At 73.0% G+C, this 21,108-nt stretch carries 13 protein-coding genes and 1 pseudogene; 6 read left to right on the top strand and 8 right to left on the bottom strand.

Features of this window, described 5'->3' with window-relative positions; translation table 11 throughout:
- Positions 1-17: 17 nt before the first annotated feature.
- Positions 18-953, top strand: a pseudogene (locus ACSNOA_RS26935) (arginase family protein); the annotation flags it as partial.
- Between the two features lie 1,305 nt (positions 954-2,258).
- Here ACSNOA_RS26935 and ACSNOA_RS26930 read toward each other — a convergent pair.
- Positions 2,259-4,223, bottom strand: a complete 1,965-nt coding sequence (locus ACSNOA_RS26930; protein WP_436662588.1) for a penicillin-binding transpeptidase domain-containing protein — start codon at positions 4,221-4,223, stop codon at positions 2,259-2,261.
- Between the two features lie 288 nt (positions 4,224-4,511).
- On the opposite strand from ACSNOA_RS26930, the gene ACSNOA_RS26925 reads away from it, so the two are divergent.
- Complete coding sequence (locus ACSNOA_RS26925; protein WP_436662587.1) at positions 4,512-9,572, top strand: NAD-glutamate dehydrogenase; 5,061 nt, start codon at positions 4,512-4,514, stop codon at positions 9,570-9,572.
- 62 nt (positions 9,573-9,634) lie between these two features.
- Here the strand turns inward: ACSNOA_RS26925 and ACSNOA_RS26920 are convergent, their stop codons facing one another.
- The 7 genes from ACSNOA_RS26920 to ACSNOA_RS26890 all read right to left on the bottom strand — a co-directional run bounded on the left by ACSNOA_RS26920 (position 9,635) and on the right by ACSNOA_RS26890 (position 16,728).
- On the bottom strand, positions 9,635-10,333 hold the full coding sequence (locus ACSNOA_RS26920) for a class F sortase (RefSeq protein WP_436662586.1): 699 nt from the start codon (positions 10,331-10,333) through the stop codon (positions 9,635-9,637).
- Positions 10,317-11,738, bottom strand: coding sequence for a hypothetical protein (locus ACSNOA_RS26915; RefSeq protein ID WP_436662585.1), 1,422 nt, complete (start codon positions 11,736-11,738; stop codon positions 10,317-10,319). Before ACSNOA_RS26915 ends, ACSNOA_RS26920 begins: the two co-directional genes overlap by 17 nt.
- Positions 11,739-12,286: 548 nt before the next feature.
- A complete protein-coding gene (locus tag ACSNOA_RS26910; RefSeq protein WP_436662584.1) occupies positions 12,287-12,661 on the bottom strand; it encodes a hypothetical protein in 375 nt (124 codons plus the stop codon).
- 121 nt (positions 12,662-12,782) lie between these two features.
- Positions 12,783-13,133, bottom strand: a complete 351-nt coding sequence (locus tag ACSNOA_RS26905; protein WP_436662583.1) for a hypothetical protein — start codon at positions 13,131-13,133, stop codon at positions 12,783-12,785.
- 15 nt (positions 13,134-13,148) lie between these two features.
- Positions 13,149-14,807, bottom strand: coding sequence for a sodium:solute symporter family protein (locus ACSNOA_RS26900; protein WP_436662582.1), 1,659 nt, complete (start codon positions 14,805-14,807; stop codon positions 13,149-13,151).
- Between the two features lie 184 nt (positions 14,808-14,991).
- Positions 14,992-16,011, bottom strand: a complete 1,020-nt coding sequence (locus ACSNOA_RS26895) for a hypothetical protein (protein WP_436662581.1) — start codon at positions 16,009-16,011, stop codon at positions 14,992-14,994.
- A gap of 12 nt (positions 16,012-16,023) precedes the next feature.
- Positions 16,024-16,728, bottom strand: a complete 705-nt coding sequence (locus ACSNOA_RS26890) for a hypothetical protein (protein WP_436662580.1) — start codon at positions 16,726-16,728, stop codon at positions 16,024-16,026.
- A 502-nt stretch (positions 16,729-17,230) separates the two neighbouring features.
- Here ACSNOA_RS26890 and ACSNOA_RS26885 point away from each other — a divergent pair.
- Genes ACSNOA_RS26885 through ACSNOA_RS26870 form a run of 4 tightly spaced genes read left to right on the top strand, consistent with a single transcriptional unit; the run spans position 17,231 to position 21,092 of the window.
- Positions 17,231-19,711 (top strand): nitrate- and nitrite sensing domain-containing protein, encoded by a 2,481-nt coding sequence (locus ACSNOA_RS26885; protein WP_436662579.1) that lies wholly within the window; start codon positions 17,231-17,233, stop codon positions 19,709-19,711.
- Positions 19,711-20,133, top strand: coding sequence for a roadblock/LC7 domain-containing protein (locus ACSNOA_RS26880; RefSeq protein ID WP_436662578.1), 423 nt, complete (start codon positions 19,711-19,713; stop codon positions 20,131-20,133). Before ACSNOA_RS26885 ends, ACSNOA_RS26880 begins: the two co-directional genes overlap by 1 nt.
- Complete coding sequence (locus tag ACSNOA_RS26875; protein WP_436662577.1) at positions 20,123-20,509, top strand: DUF742 domain-containing protein; 387 nt, start codon at positions 20,123-20,125, stop codon at positions 20,507-20,509. Before ACSNOA_RS26880 ends, ACSNOA_RS26875 begins: the two co-directional genes overlap by 11 nt.
- Positions 20,490-21,092 (top strand): GTP-binding protein, encoded by a 603-nt coding sequence (locus tag ACSNOA_RS26870; protein WP_436662576.1) that lies wholly within the window; start codon positions 20,490-20,492, stop codon positions 21,090-21,092. The genes ACSNOA_RS26875 and ACSNOA_RS26870 overlap by 20 nt, the downstream gene beginning before the upstream one ends.
- Positions 21,093-21,108 lie beyond the last annotated feature (16 nt).

The following is a 21,108-nucleotide window of genomic DNA, read 5'->3' as shown; positions in this document are numbered from 1 at the left end:
ATCGAGGACGGGAGCTCATGATGCGCCGGATCGCCGTCCTCGACGCGCCGACGAACCTGGGCCTGCGCCCGCCCACGCCCAGCTCCGTCCCCGGCTGCGCCAAGGCACCCGGCGCGCTACGGGACCACGGCCTGCTGGCCCGCCTGCGCGCCCGCGACGCCGGCTGCCTCACCCCGCCGCGGTACGACGCGGGCGACTGGCGACCCGGCGACGGGGTGTGCCACGCCCCGGAGATCTCCGCGTACTCGGTGGCGCTCGCCGACCGGATCGGCACGATCATCGACCGGGGCGAGTTCCCGGTGGTGCTCGGCGGGGACTGCTCGGTGCTGCTCGGGTCGGCCCTCGCCATGCACCGGCTCGGCGAGGCGGTCGGCGGCCGGATCGGGCTGGTCTTCGTCGACGGTCACTCCGACTTCCGCCATCCCGGCAACGCGTCCTACGTGGGCGCCGCCGCCGGAGAGGATCTGGCCCTCGTCACCGGCCGCGGGCAGGCCGACCTGGCCGCCATCGAGGGGCGCCGGCCGTACTTCCGGGACATCGACGTGGTGGTGCTCGGCATCCGGGCGCAGGACGAGTACCGGCTCGACCTCCAGGCGGCCGGCATCCTCACCCGGCCGGTGCCGGCGCTGCGCGCCGAGGGCGCCGCGCGGACCGCCCAGTGGGCGCACGAGCAGCTCGCCGACTGCGCGGGCTACTGGGTGCACATCGACGTCGACGTGCTCGACCCGGCCGTGATGCCCGCCGTGGACGCCCCCGACCCCGGCGGCATCGCCTTCGCCGAACTGGAGATCCTGCTCGCCGGTCTGGTGGACACCCCGCACTGCCTGGGCGTGGAACTGACGGTCTTCGACCCTGACTACGACCCGGACGGCGCGTACGCCGCCGAGATCGTCAACACCGTGGTGGCCGGGCTGGCGCCGGTCACCGCGCCGGAGGCCGTGCCGCCCCGGCTGCTCCCCGGCCCGACCACCCCGCCGCCGGCCTCCGCGCCGCTCCCGGGTTCCGCATCGCCCGCCGCCCCCACGCCGCGCCGGGGCAACGGTCGTCCGGCTGTACCCGCCGCCGAGCCCGTCCCGGCGGACGATCCCGATCCCTCGGAGGCCCTCGTTCCGGCGCCGCCGGCCGATCCGGCCGAGGCGTCCGCCGTGGCGGTGAAGCCCAATGTGCCGGCGCAGTCCGGCGTGGCGGCGCAGTCGGGTGTGCCGGCGCGGTCCGGTGTGGCGGGTTCCCTCGGGCCGGTCGGGCCGCTCGGGCTGGAGCCGGTCGGGCCGCCCGCGTCGGCCGGTCCAGGCCGGCTGCGCCGCGCGCCGGTGCCACCGGACGAGGCAGGGCCGGAGACGAGCAGGCCGTCGTCGGACGACGACAACCCCCGCTCCGCCGCCGGCTTCGCCTGATCCGCGGCGGTCGGGACGGGTGTCCCGCGGCCTGTCGAGCTGCCCCAGATCTGGGGCGTGGCGGTCGGCTGGGTCTTGGTGGAGGCAGGTGTGCCGCGGTGCCGCGATGTCGTGGTGCCGGCTTCGCCTGGTGTCGGCTTCGCCTGGGGCGGCGTGGTCGGGAAGTCGTCGTGGGGCCTGTCGAGCTGCCCCAGATCTGGGGCGCGGTGATCGGCTTTGTCTTGGCGTAGGCGGGTGTGCCGCGGTGTCGTGGTGCCGGCTTCGCCTGGGGCGGCGGTGGTCGGGGGGTCGTCGCGGGGCCTGTCGAGCTGCCCCAGATCTGGGGCGCGGTGATCGACCCGGCTTCCCTGAAGTCGGGGTGTGCGGCGCGGCGGGACACCCCGACTTCAGGACAGTGGAGTCGAGCGAACGCGGGCTGGAGTCGAGCGAGCGCGGGGTGGAGTCGATCGAGCGTGGGGTCGAGTCGATTGAACGTGGGTCGGAGTAGATCGGCGGTGCCGCGACCGAAGGCAGCCGGGGTCGGCCCTAGCGTCGGACGGACTCGTTCGAGCGCCTAGGGATCGGCCAGGCGGAGCGGGTCCACCGAAGGCAGCCCGGTCGGCTCGACGTCGAGCCCGCGTCGACCGGGGGCTGGAACACGGCCGGTCGCGGCCACCCCGGTTGCCCCATATCTGGGGCAGCTCGACAGCGTCCGCCCCGCAACTGCTTCACCCGGTCCCCGGGGCCCGTCCTGATCCACTCCGGTTCCCCGATATGGCGGTGTCCTGGCAAGCGGGACACCGCCATATCGCCGAAGCCGAGTCGATCAGGGAGCGCGACCCGACCCGGTGGGCGGGACGGCCAGCCCCCGGCGCGAAGGGGCGGTCAGCGGGAGAGGGCCCGCAGGAAGCGCTCCGCGATCGGGACGGCGGTGGCCGTGCTGGCCCCGCCCTCCTCCACGAACACGGCGAACGCGACGTCGCCCTGCCAGCCCACGAACCAGGCGTGCGTGTGGGCGGGGTTGTCGTCGTACTCGGCGGTGCCGGTCTTGCCGTACACCGGCTGGCCGGGCACGTCCTTGAGGGCCGTCCCGGTGCCCGTGGTGACCACCTCGCGCATCATGCCCCGCAACGCCTCCACCGACTCGGGCTTGAGCTGCGGCCCGGCCCCGGCCGGCTTCGCGGGCGCCGGGTCCAGCAACAGCTTGGGCTGCTCGAAGCGGCCCCGGGCGACGGCCGCGGTGGCGGCGGCCATGGCCAGCGGGCTGACCACGGTGGTGCCCTGCCCGAAGGCGGCGGCGGCCTGCTCGGCCGGGGACCCGTTCACCGAGACCTTGCCGGAGAACGCGTCCACGCCGAGGTCCCACTGGCCCTCGAGGCCGAGCGAGCGGCCGGCGGCGGCCAGGCCGTCGGCGCCCAGCTTCGGTGCCAGCGCCGCGAAGGCGGTGTTGCAGGACTTGGCGAAATCCGTGCGGAACGGCACCGAGCCGAGCGCGAAGTTGTCGGAGTTCTTGAACGAGCGGCCGTCCACCGTGAAGGTCTTCGGGCAGTCGACCGGCGTCGTCGACGTGACGGCGCCCTTGTCGAGCAGGCCGAGCGCGCTGACCATCTTGAAGGTCGACCCGGGCGGGACCTGGGCGTCGAAGGCGAGGTTCTCCCCGGTCGCACCGGGCCCGTTCGCCGCAGCGAGCACGGTGCCGTCGCTGATGCGTACGGCCACCAGGGCGCTCCGCTTCTTCTCGGGGCGCAGCGCGTTGTCGGCCGCGTTCTGGACGGACACGTCGAGTGTGGTCTTCAGCGGCTGGCCCGGCTCCGGGTCGCTGTGGAACACCTCGGTGCCGGTCGGCACGAGCTTGCCGTCCTCGCCCGCGCGCTCGATGAGCACGGTGAGGCCGGGCTTGCCCCGTAGCCGTTCGTCGTAACGGCCCTGGAGGCCGCCGTGGCCCACGAGGTCGCCGGCCGCGTACCGGTCGGGGTGGGCGGCCAGGTCGTCGGCCTGCGCGGGGTCCACCGACCCCAGCAGCGCCCGGGCGAACTCACGGGTGGGCGCCAGGTCGAGCTTCTCGGAGCGGAACTTGGTGCCGGGCAGATCGTAGATGCGCGACTTGATCTGGCGGTACGCCTCGTCCCGGAGCGTCACCACCTCGACGAAGTCGCCGGCGCCGCCCTCGGCGATGCGCTTGGGCAGGTCGGCGAGGTCGACCGCCGGCACGAGCGCCGGCCGGATCGCCTTGAAGGCGGCGTCGAGCTTGCTGACGAGACCCTTGACGTCGGTCACCTCGCCGGGCTGCACACCCACCCGCACCACCGAGCGGGGCGCCACGATCGGCTGGCCCGCGCCGTCGAGCAAGCCCGCGCGGGGGCTGGCGTCCCGCCGCAGCCCGAGGCGGTCACCCTTGGTGAGCTTCTCCTGCACGAGCTGCGGCTCCCAGATCACCTGCCACTGGTCGTCGTCGCCCCGGGTGAGGCGCACCTGCCGGTCGTACGTCCAGTGCGCCCCGCCGGGCAACGTCCAGTCGACGCGGACCGTGCTCGTGGCGATGTCCTTGGTGATCTTCGGGTCGCCCTGCCGGCGCACCGTGGGCGGGGTGGCCGCCAGCTCACCGGACAGGTCCTTGAGTGCGTCGGCGACGTCGCTGGCCGGCAGCTTGGCGCCGAGCGGGTCGACGAACCCGACCGCCTGGAGGTCACCGGAGTGCCAGCCGGCCAGGAACGCGTCGACGGTGCGCCCCGGACCGTCGCTGTCCGAGCAGGCCGTCAGGCCTGCGGCCGCGAGGGCGGTCACCGCGAGGACGGCGAGCGGACGCCGTGTGCGGGTGGAGGTGGGGCGGTGCGGGTACGACAGGCGCATGGAGCAGTCCCTTCCGATCTCGGGCCGCCTCACGGTAGTACGCGCAGGCCGTCCCCATCGTCCCCGGCTGGGCTCCGACGTGCCGAAAGACGGACCCGCGACAGTGTGATGAACATCGCGTGGCGGGGTACTCGGCAGGCGGCCAACCTCGGACCCGCAACGGGTGAAAGGACAAAGTCCCGATCCGGACGTCCGGCCCGTGGTCCGCCTCCGAAGGGGTAGACCGGCAGGGCCTAGGCTGGGCGGCAGAGTGACCCACAATGCTGTGGGTCGAGGGGAGTGGCACCGATGGACCGGCGTCCGGCGATCAAACCGGAACCCGACCTCCGGCAGGATGACTCCGGCCGGAACGACGACAGCTTCGATTCGGCGACCGACGGAGACGGCTACGGCCGGCTCGACACGGGCGTGACCGGGCTGACCGGGTCGAGCATCGACACCATCTACGAACTCGGCCTGCCGACAGAGGCGCTGGCCGACGACGTGGAGGACGCCGAGCTCGACGAACCGGTACCCAACGTGGAGCGCCTGGTGGCCCAGGCCGTGGCGCTCGCGGGGGACGACCAGGACGCCGCGACACTGGTCAGCCGCTTCTGGCGGTTCGCGCCGGACGAGGAGCTGATCGGCTTCACCGCCGAGGAGATGCTCGAGGCGGCCCGCGCGCACCGCGACCTGGCGCAGCAGCGGGTGCCGGGCGAGCTGAAGCTGCGGATCCACGAGCCGGACGCCGAGCAGCACCACACGGTCATCGAGATCGTCGTCGACGACATGCCCTTCCTGGTCGACTCCGTGACCGCTCTGCTCAACTCGTACCATCTGGACGTCCACCTGCTGGTCCACCCGCTCGTGGTGGTGCGTCGCGAGCCGCTGGGCCGCCTCATGGAGGTGGCGGCGGACGTCGAGCCGGACGACGCGATCGCCGGCGATCTTGTGGAAAGTTGGATGCGGATCGAAATAGATCCGGTCCGTGACGCGGCGGAACGGGAACGGCTCCGCCGCGAACTCCAGCGGGTCCTCACCGACGTCCGGGAGGCCGTGGAGGACTGGCCGAAGATGCGCCAGCGCGCCCTCGCGCTCGCCGACGAGCTGGCCGCCGCCCGGACCAGCGACAACCGGCCGCCGGTGCCGGAGAAGGACATCACCGACTCGGTGGAGCTGCTTCGGTGGCTCGCCCAAGATCACTTTACGTTCCTCGGCTACCGGGAGTACCGGCTGGTCGAGACCGCGGAGGGCGGGCAGGCCCTGGAGGCGGTGCTCGGCACCGGGCTCGGCATCCTGCGGCAGGACGCGCCGGAGGCGCGGGCGCTGTCGTCGATGACTCCCGAGGCGCACGAGAAGGTGCTCGAGAAGCGCCTGCTGATCATCACGAAGGCCAACTCGCGGGCCACCGTCCACCGGTCGGCGTACCTGGACTACATCGGTTTCAAGGTGTTCGACGAGTCCGGCGCGGTGGTCGGCGAGCGCCGGTTCCTCGGGTTGTTCTCCACGGCGGCGTACCGCACCAGCGTGCGGGAGCTGCCGGTGGTCCGCCGCAAGGTCGCCGAGGTGCTGGAGCGCTCCGGCCTGAGCCAGCGCAGCCACTCCGGCAAGGACCTGCTCCAGATCCTGGAGACCTACCCGCGGGACGAGCTGTTCCAGATCAAGACCGACGACCTGTACCACGCGGTGATCGGCGTGCTCCGCATGGCCGGTCGCCGGCAGCTGCGGGTCTTCCTGCGCCGGGACGCGTACGGGCGGTTCATCTCCTGCCTCATCTACCTGCCGCGGGACCGGTTCACCACGCAGAACCGGCTGCGGATGCAGGACATCCTGCTGCGCGAGCTGAACGGGGTCGGGGTGGACTACACCACCCGGGTCACCGAGTCGATGCTGGCCCGGGTGCACTTCATCGTGCGGACCGACCCGACCGACCCGCCCCGCGACGTGGACGCCGACCTGCTCGCCGAGGAACTCGCGGACGCGACCCGGCTCTGGGACGACGACTACCGGCTGGTGCTGGAGCGCAAGCTCGGCGACGAGCAGGCCAAGCACCTGTTCGCCCGGTACGCCGACGCGTTCCCCGAGGGCTACAAGGACGGGCACACCCCGTACGAGGCCATGAAGGACCTCGCGAAGCTGGAGCTGCTGGAGGAGCCCGGCCAGCTCGAGATGCACCTGTTCCGCAAGCAGCTCGCCCCCCGGGCCGGCGCGCGGGCGCCGGGCGACGTGGACGAGACGCTGGACGTCCGGTTCAAGGTCTACCGGTACGGCGAGCCGATGATGCTCTCCGCCGTGCTGCCGGTGCTGCACTCCCTCGGCGTACGGGTCGTCGACGAGCACCCGTACGAGGTGGACCGCGTCGACGGCCGCATCTGGCTGTACGACTTCGGTCTGCACCTGCCCGAGGGGCACCAGGAGCTGGCCGAGGTGCGCCCGCACGTGGAGAACGCCTTCGCGGCGGCGTGGCGGGGCGAGGCCGAGGTGGACCGCTTCAACGAGCTGGTGCTTCGTGCCGGGCTGACGTGGCGGCAGGTCGTGGTGCTGCGGGCGTACGCGAAGTACCTGCGGCAGGCCGGGACGGTCTTCTCGCAGGACTACATGGAGCAGACGTTCATCGCCTACCCGCAGATCGCGGAGCTGCTCGTCCAGCTCTTCGAGACCCGGTTCGCGCCGGGCGGGACGGAGGCCGAGGAGCGGCAGCGGCGCAGCACCGAGCTGGTGGAGTCGATCCGCGAGGCGCTGGACGACGTGGCGAGCCTCGACCAGGACCGGATCCTGCGGGCGTACCTCACGCTGATCCAGGCCACGCTGCGGACGAGCTTCTACCAGCGGCGCGCGGACGGGCGGCCCAAGTCGTACGTGGCGTTCAAGCTCGACCCGCAGGCGATCCCGGACCTGCCGGCGCCCCGACCGAAGTTCGAGATCTTCGTGTACTCGCCCCGGTTCGAGGGTGTGCACCTGCGGTTCGGGCCGGTGGCCCGGGGCGGGCTGCGCTGGTCCGACCGGCGGGAGGACTTCCGCACCGAGGTGCTCGGCCTGGTCAAGGCGCAGATGGTGAAGAACACCGTCATCGTGCCGGTGGGCGCCAAGGGCGGCTTCGTCCTGAAGCAGAAGCCGGGCGACCGGGACGAGGCCGTGGCCTGCTACAAGGAGTTCGTGTCGGGGCTGCTCGACGTCACCGACAACATCGTGGGCGGGCAGATCGTGCCGCCGGACGACGTGGTCCGGCACGACGGCGACGACCCGTACATGGTGGTCGCCGCCGACAAGGGGACGGCCACGTTTTCCGACATCGCCAACGAGATCTCGCAGGCGCACAACTTCTGGCTCGGCGACGCGTTCGCGTCCGGCGGCTCGGCCGGCTACGACCACAAGAAGATGGGCATCACGGCCCGCGGCGCGTGGGAGTCGGTCAAGCGGCACTTCCGGGAGCTGGGGCACGACACCCAGAGCGAGGACTTCACCGTGGTCGGCGTCGGCGACATGTCCGGCGACGTCTTCGGTAACGGGATGCTGCTCTCCGAGCACATCCGGCTGGTGGCCGCCTTCGACCACCGGCACATCTTCCTCGACCCGGACCCGGACTCGGCCACGTCGTACGCCGAGCGGAAGCGGCTGTTCGAGATGACCCGCTCGTCGTGGGAGGACTACAACCCCGAGCTGATCTCGGCCGGCGGCGGCATCTTCCCGCGTACCGCGAAGTCCATCCCGATCACGCCGCAGGTCCGCGCGCGGCTCGGCCTGGCCGACGACGTGGACCAGCTCTCCCCGCAGGAACTCATGCGGGCGATCCTGACCGCGCCGGTGGACCTGTTCTGGAACGGCGGCATCGGCACGTACGTGAAGGCGTCCAGCCAGACCAACGCCGAGGTGGGCGACAAGTCCAACGACGCGATCCGGGTGGACGGCCGGAGCCTGCGCTGCCGGGTGGTCGGCGAGGGCGGCAACCTGGGCTTCACCCAGCTCGGCCGGATCGAGTACGCGCTGACGGGCGGCCGCATCTACACCGACTTCATCGACAACGCGGCCGGTGTGGACACCTCGGACCACGAGGTGAACATCAAGATCCTGCTGAACACCGCGGTCGCCGACGGGGAGCTGACCACGGGTGAGCGGGACGAGTTGCTCGCCGAGATGACCGACGAGGTCGCCGACCTGGTGCTGCGGGACAACTACGACCAGGCCCGGGCGATCAACAACGCCCAGGCGCAGGCCGCCTCGCTGCTTCCGGTGCATCGGCGCATGATCAACGAGCTGGAGCGTTCCGGCGCCCTCGACCGCTCGCTGGAGGCGCTGCCGCCGGACGAGGAGCTCGCGGTCCGGGTCGAGTCCGGGCTGACGGCGCCGGAGTTCGCGGTGCTGCTCGCGTACGTCAAGATCGTCCTGGAGCGGGACATCCTCGCCGACGGGCTGGCCGACGAGGAGTGGACGACCGAGGTCCTGGTCAACTACTTCCCGACGCCCATGCGGGAGCGCTTCGCCGACCGGATGGCGCGGCACCGGCTGCGCCGGGACATCGTCACGACGGTGCTGGTCAACGAGGCGATCAACCGGGGCGGCATCTCGTTCGTGTTCCGGGTGATGGAGGAGACGGCCGCCTCCGCGGCGGACGTGCTCCGGGCGTACGTCGTGGTCCGCGAGGTGTTCGGGCTGCGTGAGCTGTGGGACGCGGTGGAGAACCTGGACAACAAGGTCTCGCCCGAGCTGCAGACCACCGTGTACCTGGACACCCGCCGGCTGCTCGACCGTGCCGTGCGGTGGCTCGTGACCAACCGCCGCTCGCCGATCGACGTGCCGGCGGAGATCGCCCGCCTCCGCGACGGGGTGGCGCGACTGCTGCCGGGGCTGGAGGACCTGTTCTACGGCAGCGAGCGGGAGGCCATCTCGGCGCACATCGACTCGATGACCGAGCGGGGGCTGCCGCGCGAGCTGGCCGAGCAGTCGACCCGGCTGATGTACAGCTTCGGTCTGCTCGACGTGGTGGAGACCGCGGCGAGCCGGGGCCGGGACGTCGGCGAGGTGGCGCCGGTCTACTTCGTGCTCTCCGACCGGTTCCGCGTCGACGCGCTGCTGTCGAAGATCTCCCTGCTGCCGCGGGAGGACCGGTGGCAGACGCTGGCCCGGATGGCGCTGCGGTACGACCTCTACGCGGCGCTGGCGGCGCTCACCGCGGAGGTGCTGGACTCCACTCCGGACAGCCAGTCGCCGCAGGACCGGGTGCAGCAGTGGGAGCAGTCGAACGCGACCTCGATCCACCGGACACGGCGGGCCATGGGCGAGTTCGACGAGTCCCGGGCCGACCTCGCCGCGCTGTCGGTGCTGCTGCGCCAGATCCGTACCCTGGTGCGGACCTCCGCCGCGGCGGCCTGACCGGACGCGTACGCGGGCCGGCCGGTCGGGGAGACCCGACCGGCCGGCCCGTCGCCTTCCGGTCAGCCCACGAGGCTCGCGAAGACGATGATGTTGTTGAGGTAGCTGCGGGCGTTCTCGTCGAACTGGCCGCCGCAGGTGACCACCCGCAGGCCGGGCCGGTCGCTCGGCCCGTACACCAGCTCGGTGGGGAACGACGTCTTCGGGTACGACTTCACCGAGTCGACCCGGAAGGTGGCCGTCCTCCCGTCCTGCCGGTTCACCGTGACGGTGTCCCCCGGTTGCAGGGCACCCAGGTCGAAGAAGACCGCGGGGCCGAGCTTCGCCGAGTCCACGTGCCCGACGATGACCGCGTTGCCGACCTCGCCGGGGCTCGGGCCCGGCTCGTACCAGCCGGCGAGCTGAGCCTGGTCGAGCGGAGGGACCTGGACCGTGCCGTCCGGGTTCGTGCCGAGCGACATGATCTGCGCGTCCACCCCGATCCGAGGAATGGCGATGGTGGTGGGGGTGGACCGGGGCAGGGCCGCCGCGGCCGGCGCCCCCTCGGCGGGCTGGTCCGCCTCGGCCGGCCCGCTGGCGTCGGGGGCGGCCTGGGCCAGCGGCTGCGGCGGGCGGGGGGCGGGATTCTCCTGCAGGGAGACGCCGATCATGCCGGCGCCGGCCAGCGCGAGCAGCACGACGACGGCGGCGCCGGCGGCGCGCCACGGTTTCCCGTGACGGCCGCCGGCCCCTGTCGCCGTCGCGTCAGGCGACCGACTCATCGGTCCGCCGACGACGCATCAGCACGATCCCGCCCAGCGCGGCGGCACCGAGCAGGCTGGCCCCACCCGCGGCGAGGTTCTTGTCGGTGCCGGCGGCCGAGCCACCGTCACCGCCGTCGACCCCACCGTGCGGCAGGACGATGAGCTCGCCCTCGCCGCAGGAGCCCTTCAGCTCGTAGCGGCCCGGCTTGGCGTCCCGGTCGACCTTGGCCTCGCCGTAGTACAGGAAGTCCCGCTTGTGCTCCCAGCGGTCCTCGTCCTTGCCGTAGTCGCCGGACTTCTCGTCCTTGCGGTCCGAGCCGTACTCGTCCGAGCGGCCCTCTTCGGAGCCGTACCCGTCGTGGTTCTTGGACTCCTCGTCCTTGCGGTCCGAGCCGTACTCGTCCGAGCGGCCCTCCTCCGAGCCGTACTCGCCGTGCTCGTTGGACTTGTCGTCCTTCTTCCACTCCGAGCCGTACTCGTCGGAGCCGTACTCGTCCGAGCCGTACTCGTCGGAGCCGTACCCGCCGTGCTCCTTGCCCTTGTCGTCCTTCTTGTCGCCCTCGTCGCCGCGGTTCTCGGCGTCCTGGCCGTGCTCGTAGCCGTTCCAGTCCTTGCGGTCCTCGCCCTTGCCGTGCTCGTCCTTGCCGTTGTCGTCCTTGCCTTCGTGGTCGCGGCCCTTGTCGTCCTTGCCGTGCTCGTCCTTGCCTTCGTGGTCGCGGCCCTTGTCGTCCTTGCCGTGCTCGTCCTTGCGGTCGTCCTTGCGGTCGTCCGCGGAGCCGTCCGCGGCGCCGCCGCCCTGACCGCTCGGCTGCCCGCCGTCGGCCGGGGGCTGTCCCTCGTTGGCGGGCGGCTGCTGGCCGTCGGCCGGCGGCTGGCCGTTCCAGTCGCCGTTGTCGCCGCCGTTGTCGCCGTTCTCCCGGCCTTCGTGGTCGCGGCCCTTGTCGTCCTTGCCGTGCTCGTCCTTGCCGTTGTCGTCCTTGCCTTCGTGGTCGCGGCCCTTGTCGTCCTTGCCGTGCTCGTCCTTGCCGTTGTCGTCCTTGCCCTCGTGGTCGCGGCCCTTGTCGTCCTTGCCGTTGTCGTCCTTGCCTTCGTGGTCGCGGCCCTTGTCGTCCTTGCCGTGCTCGTCCTTGCCGCCACGGTCCTCGTCGCGCCAGTCGCCGCGGTCGTCCTTGACCGGCTTGAGGTCGACCTTGCCGGTGACCTTCGACCACACGAAGGCGTGCTCCTGCCGCTCAGAGCAGATCTCGAGGAGCTTGACCTCCTCACCGGCCTTCACGACGTGCGGCTTGGCCAGGACCTTGCCGTCGCGGTCCTTGCCGTCGTGGTGCCCGTCCGCGAGCGCGACCCCCGGCGTGAACACCAGGAGGGACGCCCCACCGAGGGCGGCGCCCGCGACGACCTTTCCGAGCATCTTCTTAGCCATGACCTGCGTCACTCCATCCCTGTTGTCCTGAACTCGGTGCCCCCGAGCTAAGGCTGACGTTAGACCGTTTCATGACCTATACAGGGAAAGATTCACGTTTCTACGTTTGCTGGCCGTACGCACCATGAGGGTGGTACGCGGCTTTCCGTGCCGACCGGTTGTCTTCCGGTCCTCCCATGGCCTTGTCACCCGACCGGGCGGTCCCACCGTGTCCGGGCCCGACCGGGCGGTCCCACCGCGTCCGGGCCTCGCCGGCCGCAGTCTCCGGGTCGGGGCCGGCCTGGGCCGGACTGGTCGCCGTCGTGCTCCCGGGGGCCGGCCTGTCCGTGGTGCCCGGATCCGGTGACGGGACGAACGAAAGCCGCCCGACCGGGGAACCGGTGGGCGGCTGTGTGTGGGCGGGGAGGGCCGACGAGGACAGGCCCCTGATCGACGCCATGTTCGGCGAGATGGCGGTGTCCGGCCGATCGGGACACCGCCACTCCGGCGGAACGGCGGGCCCACCCGCCGGGGATCGGGGAGGGGGCCCGCCCGCCGTCGCGTACGGGTCAGGGCACGGTCCGCTCCACCGCGGCCTGGCCCAGCTCGTCGAGGTCCCGACGGGCCTGCTCGATGTTCTCCGGCGTGAGGTCCTGGCCCCGGGCCATCACGAGGTCCTCCGGGTCCCAGGGCTGCTCCGCCCCGGTGCGGATGTTGTCACCGCCCGCGCCGGTGCCGGTCCCGGTGGCGCCGGTCCCCGCCGCGTACGGGTCGCCGATGATCTCGTCGTTCGGCGCGCCCTGGTCACCCGGCTCGGCGAAGGTCGGGTTGTCCCGGTCCGCGCCGCCTCCGGTGCGGAGCTGCGGGACGGTGCTGTCGTCGTCCACCGCCGCGGCCATCTCCGGGCTCTCCTCCAGCGGTGGTTGGCGGTCGCGATCGGTCATGCTGCTGCCCTCCCTCTCCCGAGGCGCGTTCCCTGATCCCCTTCGCCTACCCCGTGCGGGTGGGGTCATGCGCGGGAGCATCCCGCCGGAGCCCGGCGGCACGGGTACGGCACCCCGGGGGTCAACGCCCGTCCGCGGCGCCCGGTCCGGACCCGCCGGGCGTGTCGGCGCCGCTCTGGTGCTCCTGGTCGGCGGGCGCCTCGGCCGGCCGGACCCACTGCCAGAGCAGCATCAGCAGCCCGAAGCCGAGCATCGCGAGGCCGGACCAGAGGTTGATCCGGAGGCCCTGGGCCTTGTCGATCTCGCTCTGGCTGTCGAAGACGCCGACCAGCGTGACGATGATCCCGTAGACGGCGAAGAGGCCGCCGATCACTCGGCGGATGTCGAACAGGCGCGCGGCGGCCGAGCGCCGCTGTTCCGACTCGGCTCCCGTGACCAGCGGATCGCGGTCCGGCTCGCTGCGGTTTGCCATGGTGCGGACCCTTTCCTAGAAGACCGGGATGTAGAGGACGACGGCGAGCGCCAGGGCGATCACGCCGAGCAGGACGGGGGAGCGGTACCAGGCCGTGTCGCCGGCCAGCACGTCGCCCTTCAGATCGATGCCACCGGTGCCGTAGACCAGCCCGCGCAGGTCCTCGTCACGCTTCGGGGCGGTCAGCGGGGTGAGGATCGCGGCGACCACGGCCGCCGTCACGAAGGCGAGCCCCGCGCCCCAGAAGCTCTCCTCCAGGTCGGAGTTGAAGTGGATCGCCCCGCCCTTGTAGAGCAGGTACGTCCCCACCGCGACGACGGTGCCCGACAGCAGCGACCAGAAGCCGGCCAGGGGGCTCATCCGCTTCCAGAACATGCCGATGATGAAGGTGGCGAAGAGCGGGGCGTTGAACACCGAGAAGAGCGCCTGGATGTAGTTCATGATGTTGCTGAACCCGGCCGCGATGAACGCCGTGCCGATGCCCACCACCACGGCCACGACGGTGGCGATCCGGCCGACCCGCACGTAGTAGTCGTCCGGCCGGTCCCGCCGGAAGTACGCCTGCCAGATGTCGTACGTGAAGACGGTGTTGAAACCGCTCACGTTCGCCGCCATGCCGGCCATGAACGAGGCCACGAGGCCGGTGACCGCGACGCCCAACACGCCGTTGGGGAGCAGGTCGCGCATCAGCAGCGGGATCGCGTTGTTGTAGACCAGGTCGCCGCTCGGCGCGCCGAGCCCCTGCACCGTCACCAGGGCGATGAGGCCGGGGATCACGGTCACCGCCGGGATCACGAGCTTCGGGTACGCGGCGATGATCGGCGTACGGCGGGCGGCGCTCATGTTCTTGGCCGAGAGCGCCCGCTGCACCTCGGCGAAGTTGGTCGTCCAGTAGCCGAACGAGAGCACGAAGCCGAGCCCGAAGACGATGCCGAGCCAGTGCGCGCCCAGCGGATTGGCCGAGCTGCCGGTGTCCTGCCAGGCGTGCAGCCCCGCCTCGCCGAGCTTCGAGTCCCGCACCGCGTCCATGAGGCCGGACACGCCGCCCACCTTCACGAGGCCGATGACGGTGATCGGCACCAGACCGGCGATGATCACGAAGAACTGGAGCACCTCGTTGTAGATGGCACCGGACAGACCGCCGATGGTGATGTAGACCAGCACGATCGCCGCGCCCACGATGATCGCCACCCAGAGCGGCCACCCGAGCAGCGCCTGCATGATCAGGGCCAGCGCGTAGAGGTTGACCCCGGCGATCAGCACCTGGGCGACCGCGAAGGTGATCGCGTTCAGCAGGTGGGTCGGGCGGTTGAAGCGCAGCCGCAGGTACTCGGGGACGCTGCGGACCTTGGAGCCGTAGTAGAAGGGCATCATCACGATGCCGAGGAAGACCATCGCCGGGACCGCGCCGATCCAGTAGTAGTGCACGGTCATCACGCCGTACTGGGCGCCGTTGGCGGCCATGCCGATGATCTCCAGCGCGCCGAGGTTGGCCGACACGAACGCCAGGCCGGTCACCCACGCCGGCAGCGAGCGGCCGGAGAGGAAGAAGTCGACGCTGGTGCGGATCGCGCGGCGGGCGGCGAAGCCGACCCCGAGCACCGTCACGAAGTAGAGCGCCAGGAGGACATAGTCCAGGGCGTTCATGTTCAGCCGTAGTCCGCCGCCGTCCATCCCGTCACCTTCCGTTCGACCGTCCCTGTCCGGGTGCGGGCGGCCTACTACCCCCGAACGTGAAAATCCACGCCTGCCCTGATGTCCGCTCCGTGCGTGCGAGGGTGCCCCGGCCGTCGGCCGGGGCACCCTCGCGTCCTGCCCGGGCGCGCGCGGATCCCCGTCCCGCGCCCGGTGTGATCCGTCAGCGGCCGAGCACCCGGTCCAGGAAGTCCCGGTACCGGCGGACCGCCATCCGCAGCTCCTCCGTGTCCGCGGAGCCGGCCTCCTGCCACCCGCCGAGGGTGGTCTGCTGCGCCGCGAGCGCCGCCGACAGGGCGTCGATCGCCTCCTCCACGAGCGCCTCGGCCTCACCGGCCGCGGCCCGCGGGTCGTCCACGAAACGCAGCTGGACGTCGCGCCAGCGGTCCCGGAAGCCCTGGGCCGTGGCCGGGTCGAAGAGGCTCGCCGGCTCGGCCGCGACCGTCGACCCGACCGGTCGGGCGGTCCCGGCCGACGAGAGGGTGCCGGCGGTGGCCCCACCGGCCGCGACCGGGGTCGCGGCGGCGGCGGCGCTGGTCGGGTCGGCGTCCGGTGACACCGCGTCCGGGTCGACCATGCGGGGGGAGGCGCTGCCGTAGCCGGCGGGTCCCGCCCCCGGGTCGCCCCCGGGCGGGGTCAGGTCGGCGCGGCGCTCCGGATCGCCCTCGCTCGCGGCGGGCGGCACGACCGTGGTCGAGGACTGCGGGGAAGCGGCGGCCGCGGTGCTGACCGGGGCCCCGCGCAGCTCGGCCGTGGGGTCGGCGCGCAACCCCTCACGCTCGCCCTCCTCGGCGCCGTCGCCCGGGCTGGCGGTGCGCTCCGCCCGCGGGTCCACCTCGTCCTCGGGCCGGGGACTGGCCATGGCGGCCGCCGCCACCGCGCCCGCCACGGTGGGAGCGCCCAGCGCGGTCGGCACCGGTCCGGGATCGTGGAAGCCGCCCTCCTCGGCGTCCCGGCGCGCCGTCCGCGCGACACGGGCGTCGTCGGCTCTCGTGTCGTCGTCCGCCGTCGTGTCGTCGCGTTCGCCGGCGACCGACGGGTCGTCGAAGGTGCCCCGGTCGTCGAGCGCGTCCTCCGGCACCCCCGACCGGCCGCCGCGGCCGCCCTCCGGGGGAACGGGCACCGGGTTGGACCGCACGGCCTCGGGGTGGTCGTTGCTCACCTGCTGCTCTTCCTGGCGCATCGCGGTGCCTCCTCAGCGGTTGGTGACGTCCTGGGGCGTGTCCGGGTGGTGCCGCTCCGGATGGCGCTCGGGCCCGTCCGGGATGCGGTCCGCCGGGTCGTCCGGCCCGCGCTCGTGCTTTGCCGGCTCGGCCCGGTCCCCGAGGGCCTCGTCGGACTCGCGGGGCGCCGGCGGCCGCGGCTTCAGCGGATCCTCGCCGAGCAGGTCGGCGAAGAGCGCGCGGTAGTGCACGACCGCCTGTCGCAGGTCCTCCGTGCTGGCCTCGCCCCGGGTGTTGCGCAGGTGGATCTCGTGCGCGTCCCGGTAGTGGGTCAGGGTGCGGGCGTGCTCGACGGACAGGTGGGCGGCCTGGTCGGAAAAGTCACCTGTGGGGTAGCCGCGCTCCGCGATCAACCGGGTGACCAGTTCGTCCGCGTCGCCCACGGTTTCGGCGGGGGAGTCGACGAAACGGACCTGGAGTTCCTCCCAGGCGGCGGCGTAGCGGGCCCGGGACTCCGGGTCGAGCGGGGTGAGCGTCAGCTCCGCGTGCCGGCGCTCCCGGTCCCGGAGTTCCCGTTCCGCGGCGGCGCGGCTGTCGCGCTCGGCCACCACCCGGTCGTACTCCGGGCCGAAGCGGTCCCGCAGGGACCGGCGGCGGGCCAGCGTCCGGACGGCGACGGCCAGCGCCGCGATCACCAGCACGGCGACGATGACGACGATTATCTGCGTGGGCGACATGGCTCCTCCTTCGTCACCCGGTATTCCCTCGCCGCACAGATCGCCAATCCCGATCGGTGGCACTTTCCTGGGGAAGCGTTCCGGGCCACCCGCCGCGACGGCGCGCGCAGCCGTACACCGAGACTTGATCCACCCCAGAAAACCGGCCGGGACGGTCTGCCCGCCGCCCGCGAGCGAGCCGGCTTTCCGATCGCCAGCGCCCAGCCCCGGGCCGGGCCCGCGACGTCGGTCGGCACCGGGAACTCCGGCACGCCGAGTCGATCAACGCCCGACCCACCCGGGGCCCGTCGGTCACCGGCGGCCGGCCACCCGTCGCCGTCCGGCTCCACATCGGAGCGTCATGGTAGTCGCAACGGGCGGTAGTGCATCCGTCCGGGATTACGTATCCTGCCCAAGGCGCCCGTGCCGGTGCCCGGTGCCAGGCGCCGGGACGCTGCCCCGGTGGGAGCGCTGCCCGGCCGTCGCCGGCGCCCCTTCTGCCACACCTTCCGGGCGAGGTCCGATGAGAACGCGCGACTGGCCGATCCGCTCGAAGCTGACGGCGCTGGTCGTCGTACCGGTGACCGCCCTGCTGGCGCTCTGGATCTTCGCGACCACGCTCACCTTCGGCCCGGCGCTCGACCTGCTCGCCGCCCGCACCTACCTCTACGACCTGGGCCGACCCGGCGAGGCGGTCGTGGCCGAGCTGCAACGCGAGCGCCGGCTCACCGTGGTGCAACTGGCCGGCGCCGGCACCCTGCCCGCCCTCGCCGAGCAGCGGCAACGGACCGACCGGGCGATCGACGAGCTGCGCCGCCGGGTCGCGGGCGAGGAGCTGCGGGACGCCGCCGACGCGCCGCTCGAAGCCCGGATCGACCAGCTCGTCACCGCCCTCGAGGCGTTGCCGGCCGGGCGGGACTTCATCGACCAGCGGAAGCTCGACCGGCCCGGGGCCTTCGGCCTCTACAACGGCATGGTCGGCTCGGCGTTCCAGGCGTTCGCCGCCACGGCGGCGCTGCCCGAGCCGGACCTCAACCGGGAGGCGCGGGCGCTGACCGCGCTCGGCCGTTCCCGGGAGCTGCTGGGGCAGACCGACGCGCTGCTGGCCGGCGCCGTGACCGCCGGCCGGTTCGCCGAGGGCGAGCACGCCCGGTTGGTGCAGGTCATCGGCAACCAGCGGTTCCTGGCCGAGGACGCGGTGGCCGACCTGCCGCCGGCCGAGCGGGCGGCGTACCAGCGGCTCACCGAGGGAGAGGCGTTCACCCGGCTCCGGGCGATGCAGGACGGCCTGGTGGCCGCCGACCGCGCGGCGCCGCCGCGGGTGGACCCCGCCGCGTGGCAGGCCGACTACGACGAGGTCCAGCGCCAGCTACGCGAGTTCGAGCTGGACGCGGCCGACGGGCTCGCCGACCGGTCGGTGCCGACCGCGGTCCGGGTCCTCGTCCGGCTCGCCGCCGCTGGCGTGCTCGGCCTGGTCGCCGTCGTGGTGTCGGTGCTCGTGTCGGTGCGGGTCGGCCGGACCCTGGCCCGCCGCCTCAGCGGCGTACGGACCGCCGCGCTCGAACTGGCCGAGCAACGACTGCCCGACGTGGTGACCCGGCTGCGCCGCGGCGAGCAGGTCGACGTGGCCCGCGAGGCGCCGCCGCTGGAGTACGGCGACGACGAGATCGGCCAGGTGGGGCGGGCGTTCAACGAGGTGCAGCGCACGGCGGTGCAGGCGGCCGTGGACGAGGTCACCCTGCGCCGGGGCCTGAACGAGGTCTTCCTCAACATCGCCCGGCGCAGCCAGGGCCTCGTGCACCGGCAGCTCGCGCTGCTCGACACGATGGAGCGGAGCGCCGAGGACCCGGACGAGCTGGCCGAGCTGTTCCAGGTGGACCACCTGGCCACCCGGCTCCGGCGGCACGCGGAGGACCTGGTCATCCTGGCCGGCGCCGCGCCCGGCCGGGGCTGGCGCAACCCGGTCGCGATGCTCGACCTGGTGCGCGGAGCCATCTCGGAGGTCGAGGCGTACGACCGGGTGGACATCGTGGACGTGCAGCCGGCCGGGGTCCTCGGGCGGGCCGTGGGCGACGTGATCCACCTGCTCGCCGAGCTGATCGAGAACGCGACGGCGTTCTCCCCGCCCGCCACCCGGGTGGCCGTGTCCGGCCAGCGGGTGGCCAACGGCTACGCCCTGGAGGTCACCGACAGCGGGTTGGGCATGTCCGACACCGCGTTGGAGGACGCCAACCGCCGGCTCGCGCGCTCGCCCGAGTTCTCTCCCGCCGAGAGCGCCCGGCTCGGCCTGTTCGTCGTGGCGCGGCTGGCCGTCCGGCACGGCGTGCGGGTCAGCCTGCGCCGTTCCGAGGCGGGCGGGATCATCGCCGTGGTGCTCGTCCCGAACGACCTCGTCACCGAGGAACCCGCATCGTCCGTACTGGACTCGACGGGCCGTTCCCCGGGGCGACCGACACGGCGGCTCACCGGCGGGACGCGGCGGAGCGGCGTCCCACGGCCACGCGCCGCCGCCCGCCGCGGCCAGCAGCCCGACACCGCGTCCGCGGACCCGTCCACGCCCGCGTCGGCGCCGCCTCGACCGGCCACGGCCGGCGGCGTTGCGCAGCCACCGCGAGAGGCCATCGGCGACGCGGACGGCGCCACCGGCCCGGACGCCGCCGGAGAAATCGACGGCCTGCCCCGCCGGGTACGACGCCGGGGCCCGTCCGCCCGTCCGCGGCATCCGGCCACGGACACCCCGACCCCACGCCCGCCGGAGGAGGTGCGCCGGGTGATGTCGGCGTTGCAGGCCGGCACCGCCCGGGGCCGCCGCGCCGCCGACGCGGCCCGTTCGACGCCTCCGGCGGCGGGCGACGTCCGTCCGGCGGTACCGGAGGCCGGCGCGGCGTCGGCGCCGGTCGACCCCGCCGGCACGACCCCTCGTGCCGGCGAGCGACCGGTGCCGCTGCCGCCCGAACCACCGGCGGCAGGTGAACGACCGACCGAGAGTGAGAGGGACGCCTAGTGCGGCAATCGACGGAGCAGAGCGCCGATCTCGACTGGCTGCTCGACGAACTGGTGCAACGGGTACCGGCCGCCCGCGAGGCGGTCGTGCTGTCGGCGGACGGGCTGCTGCTCGGTGCCACCGCCGACCTGGACCGGGCTGACGCCGAGCACCTGTGCGCCCTCGCCGCCGGGTTCGCCAGCCTGGCGCGGGGAGCGAGCCGGCACGTCGACGGCGGGCACGTGCGCCAGACCGTGGTGGAGATGGAGTCGGCGTACCTCTTCGTCACCGCCGCCGGGCAGGGCGCCTGCCTGGCCGTGGTGAGCGACGCGGACGCCGACATCGGCCTGGTGGCGTACGAGATGGCGATGCTCGTGACCCGGGTCGGGGAGTACCTCAGCGCGCCGGCCCGGTCGACGGCGGGGGCCGTCGATGCTGACTGAGCCGCCCGGGCCGCAGCACGAGTGGCTCGACGACGCCGCCGGTCCGGTCGTGCGTCCGTACACCCTCACCGGCGGCCGGGTCCGGTCCGCCGCCGACGGGTTCGACCTGGTGGCGTTCGTGCTGGCCGGCCCGGCCGCGGGCACCACCGACACGCCGTTGCCGCCGGAGCACCGGCGACTGGTCGAGCTGGCGTACCGGCCCGTCCCGGTCGCGGAGCTGGCGGTCGAGCTGGACCTCGCCGTCGGCGTGGTCCGGGTGCTGCTCGGTGACCTTCTCGCGCGCGGCCTGGTCGCGGTCCACGAACCACCGGCCGCCGCGCCCCTTCCCGACGACGACATCCTCAAGGCGGTGGTCAGTGGACTCCGTGCGTTATGACCGGACGGACTCCGGCACCCGGGTCCCGCTGGCCCTGAAGATCCTCATCGCGGGCGGGTTCGGCGCCGGCAAGACGACGCTCGTGAGCGCGTTGAGCGAGGTCCGGCCGTTGCAGACCGAGGAGATCCTCACCGGCGCCGGCGTCGGCACCGACGACCTCTCCGGGGTCGAGGGGAAGGCCACGACCACGGTGGCCATGGACTTCGGTCGGATCACCATCAACGACGACCTTCAGGTCTACCTCTTCGGCACCCCGGGGCAGGACCGCTTCTGGTTCCTCTGGGACGAGCTGGCCTTCGGTGCGCTCGGTGCGGTGGTCCTCGCCGACACCCGCCGGCTCGCCGACTGCTTCCCCTCGATCGACTACTTCGAGCAGCGCGGGATCCCGTTCGTGGTGGGTGTGAACTGCTTCGAGGGGGCGCGCCGGTTCGACCTGGAGAGCGTACGCCGGGCGCTGGACCTCGACCCGGACGTGCCGCTGGTGCTCTGCGACGCCCGGGACCGGCAGTCCGGCAAGCTGGTGCTGATCTCCCTGGTCGAGCACGTGGCCCGGCAGCGGGGCGAGCCGGTTCCCGCGGCCTGACCGGTCGTCGGACGCG

The sequence above is a fragment of the Micromonospora sp. URMC 103 genome (assembly GCF_051386435.1).
GTDB lineage: Bacteria > Actinomycetota > Actinomycetes > Mycobacteriales > Micromonosporaceae > Micromonospora.
The sequence above is the reverse complement of the archived record's forward strand: the minus strand, read 5'-3'. Positions and strand labels throughout refer to the sequence as shown.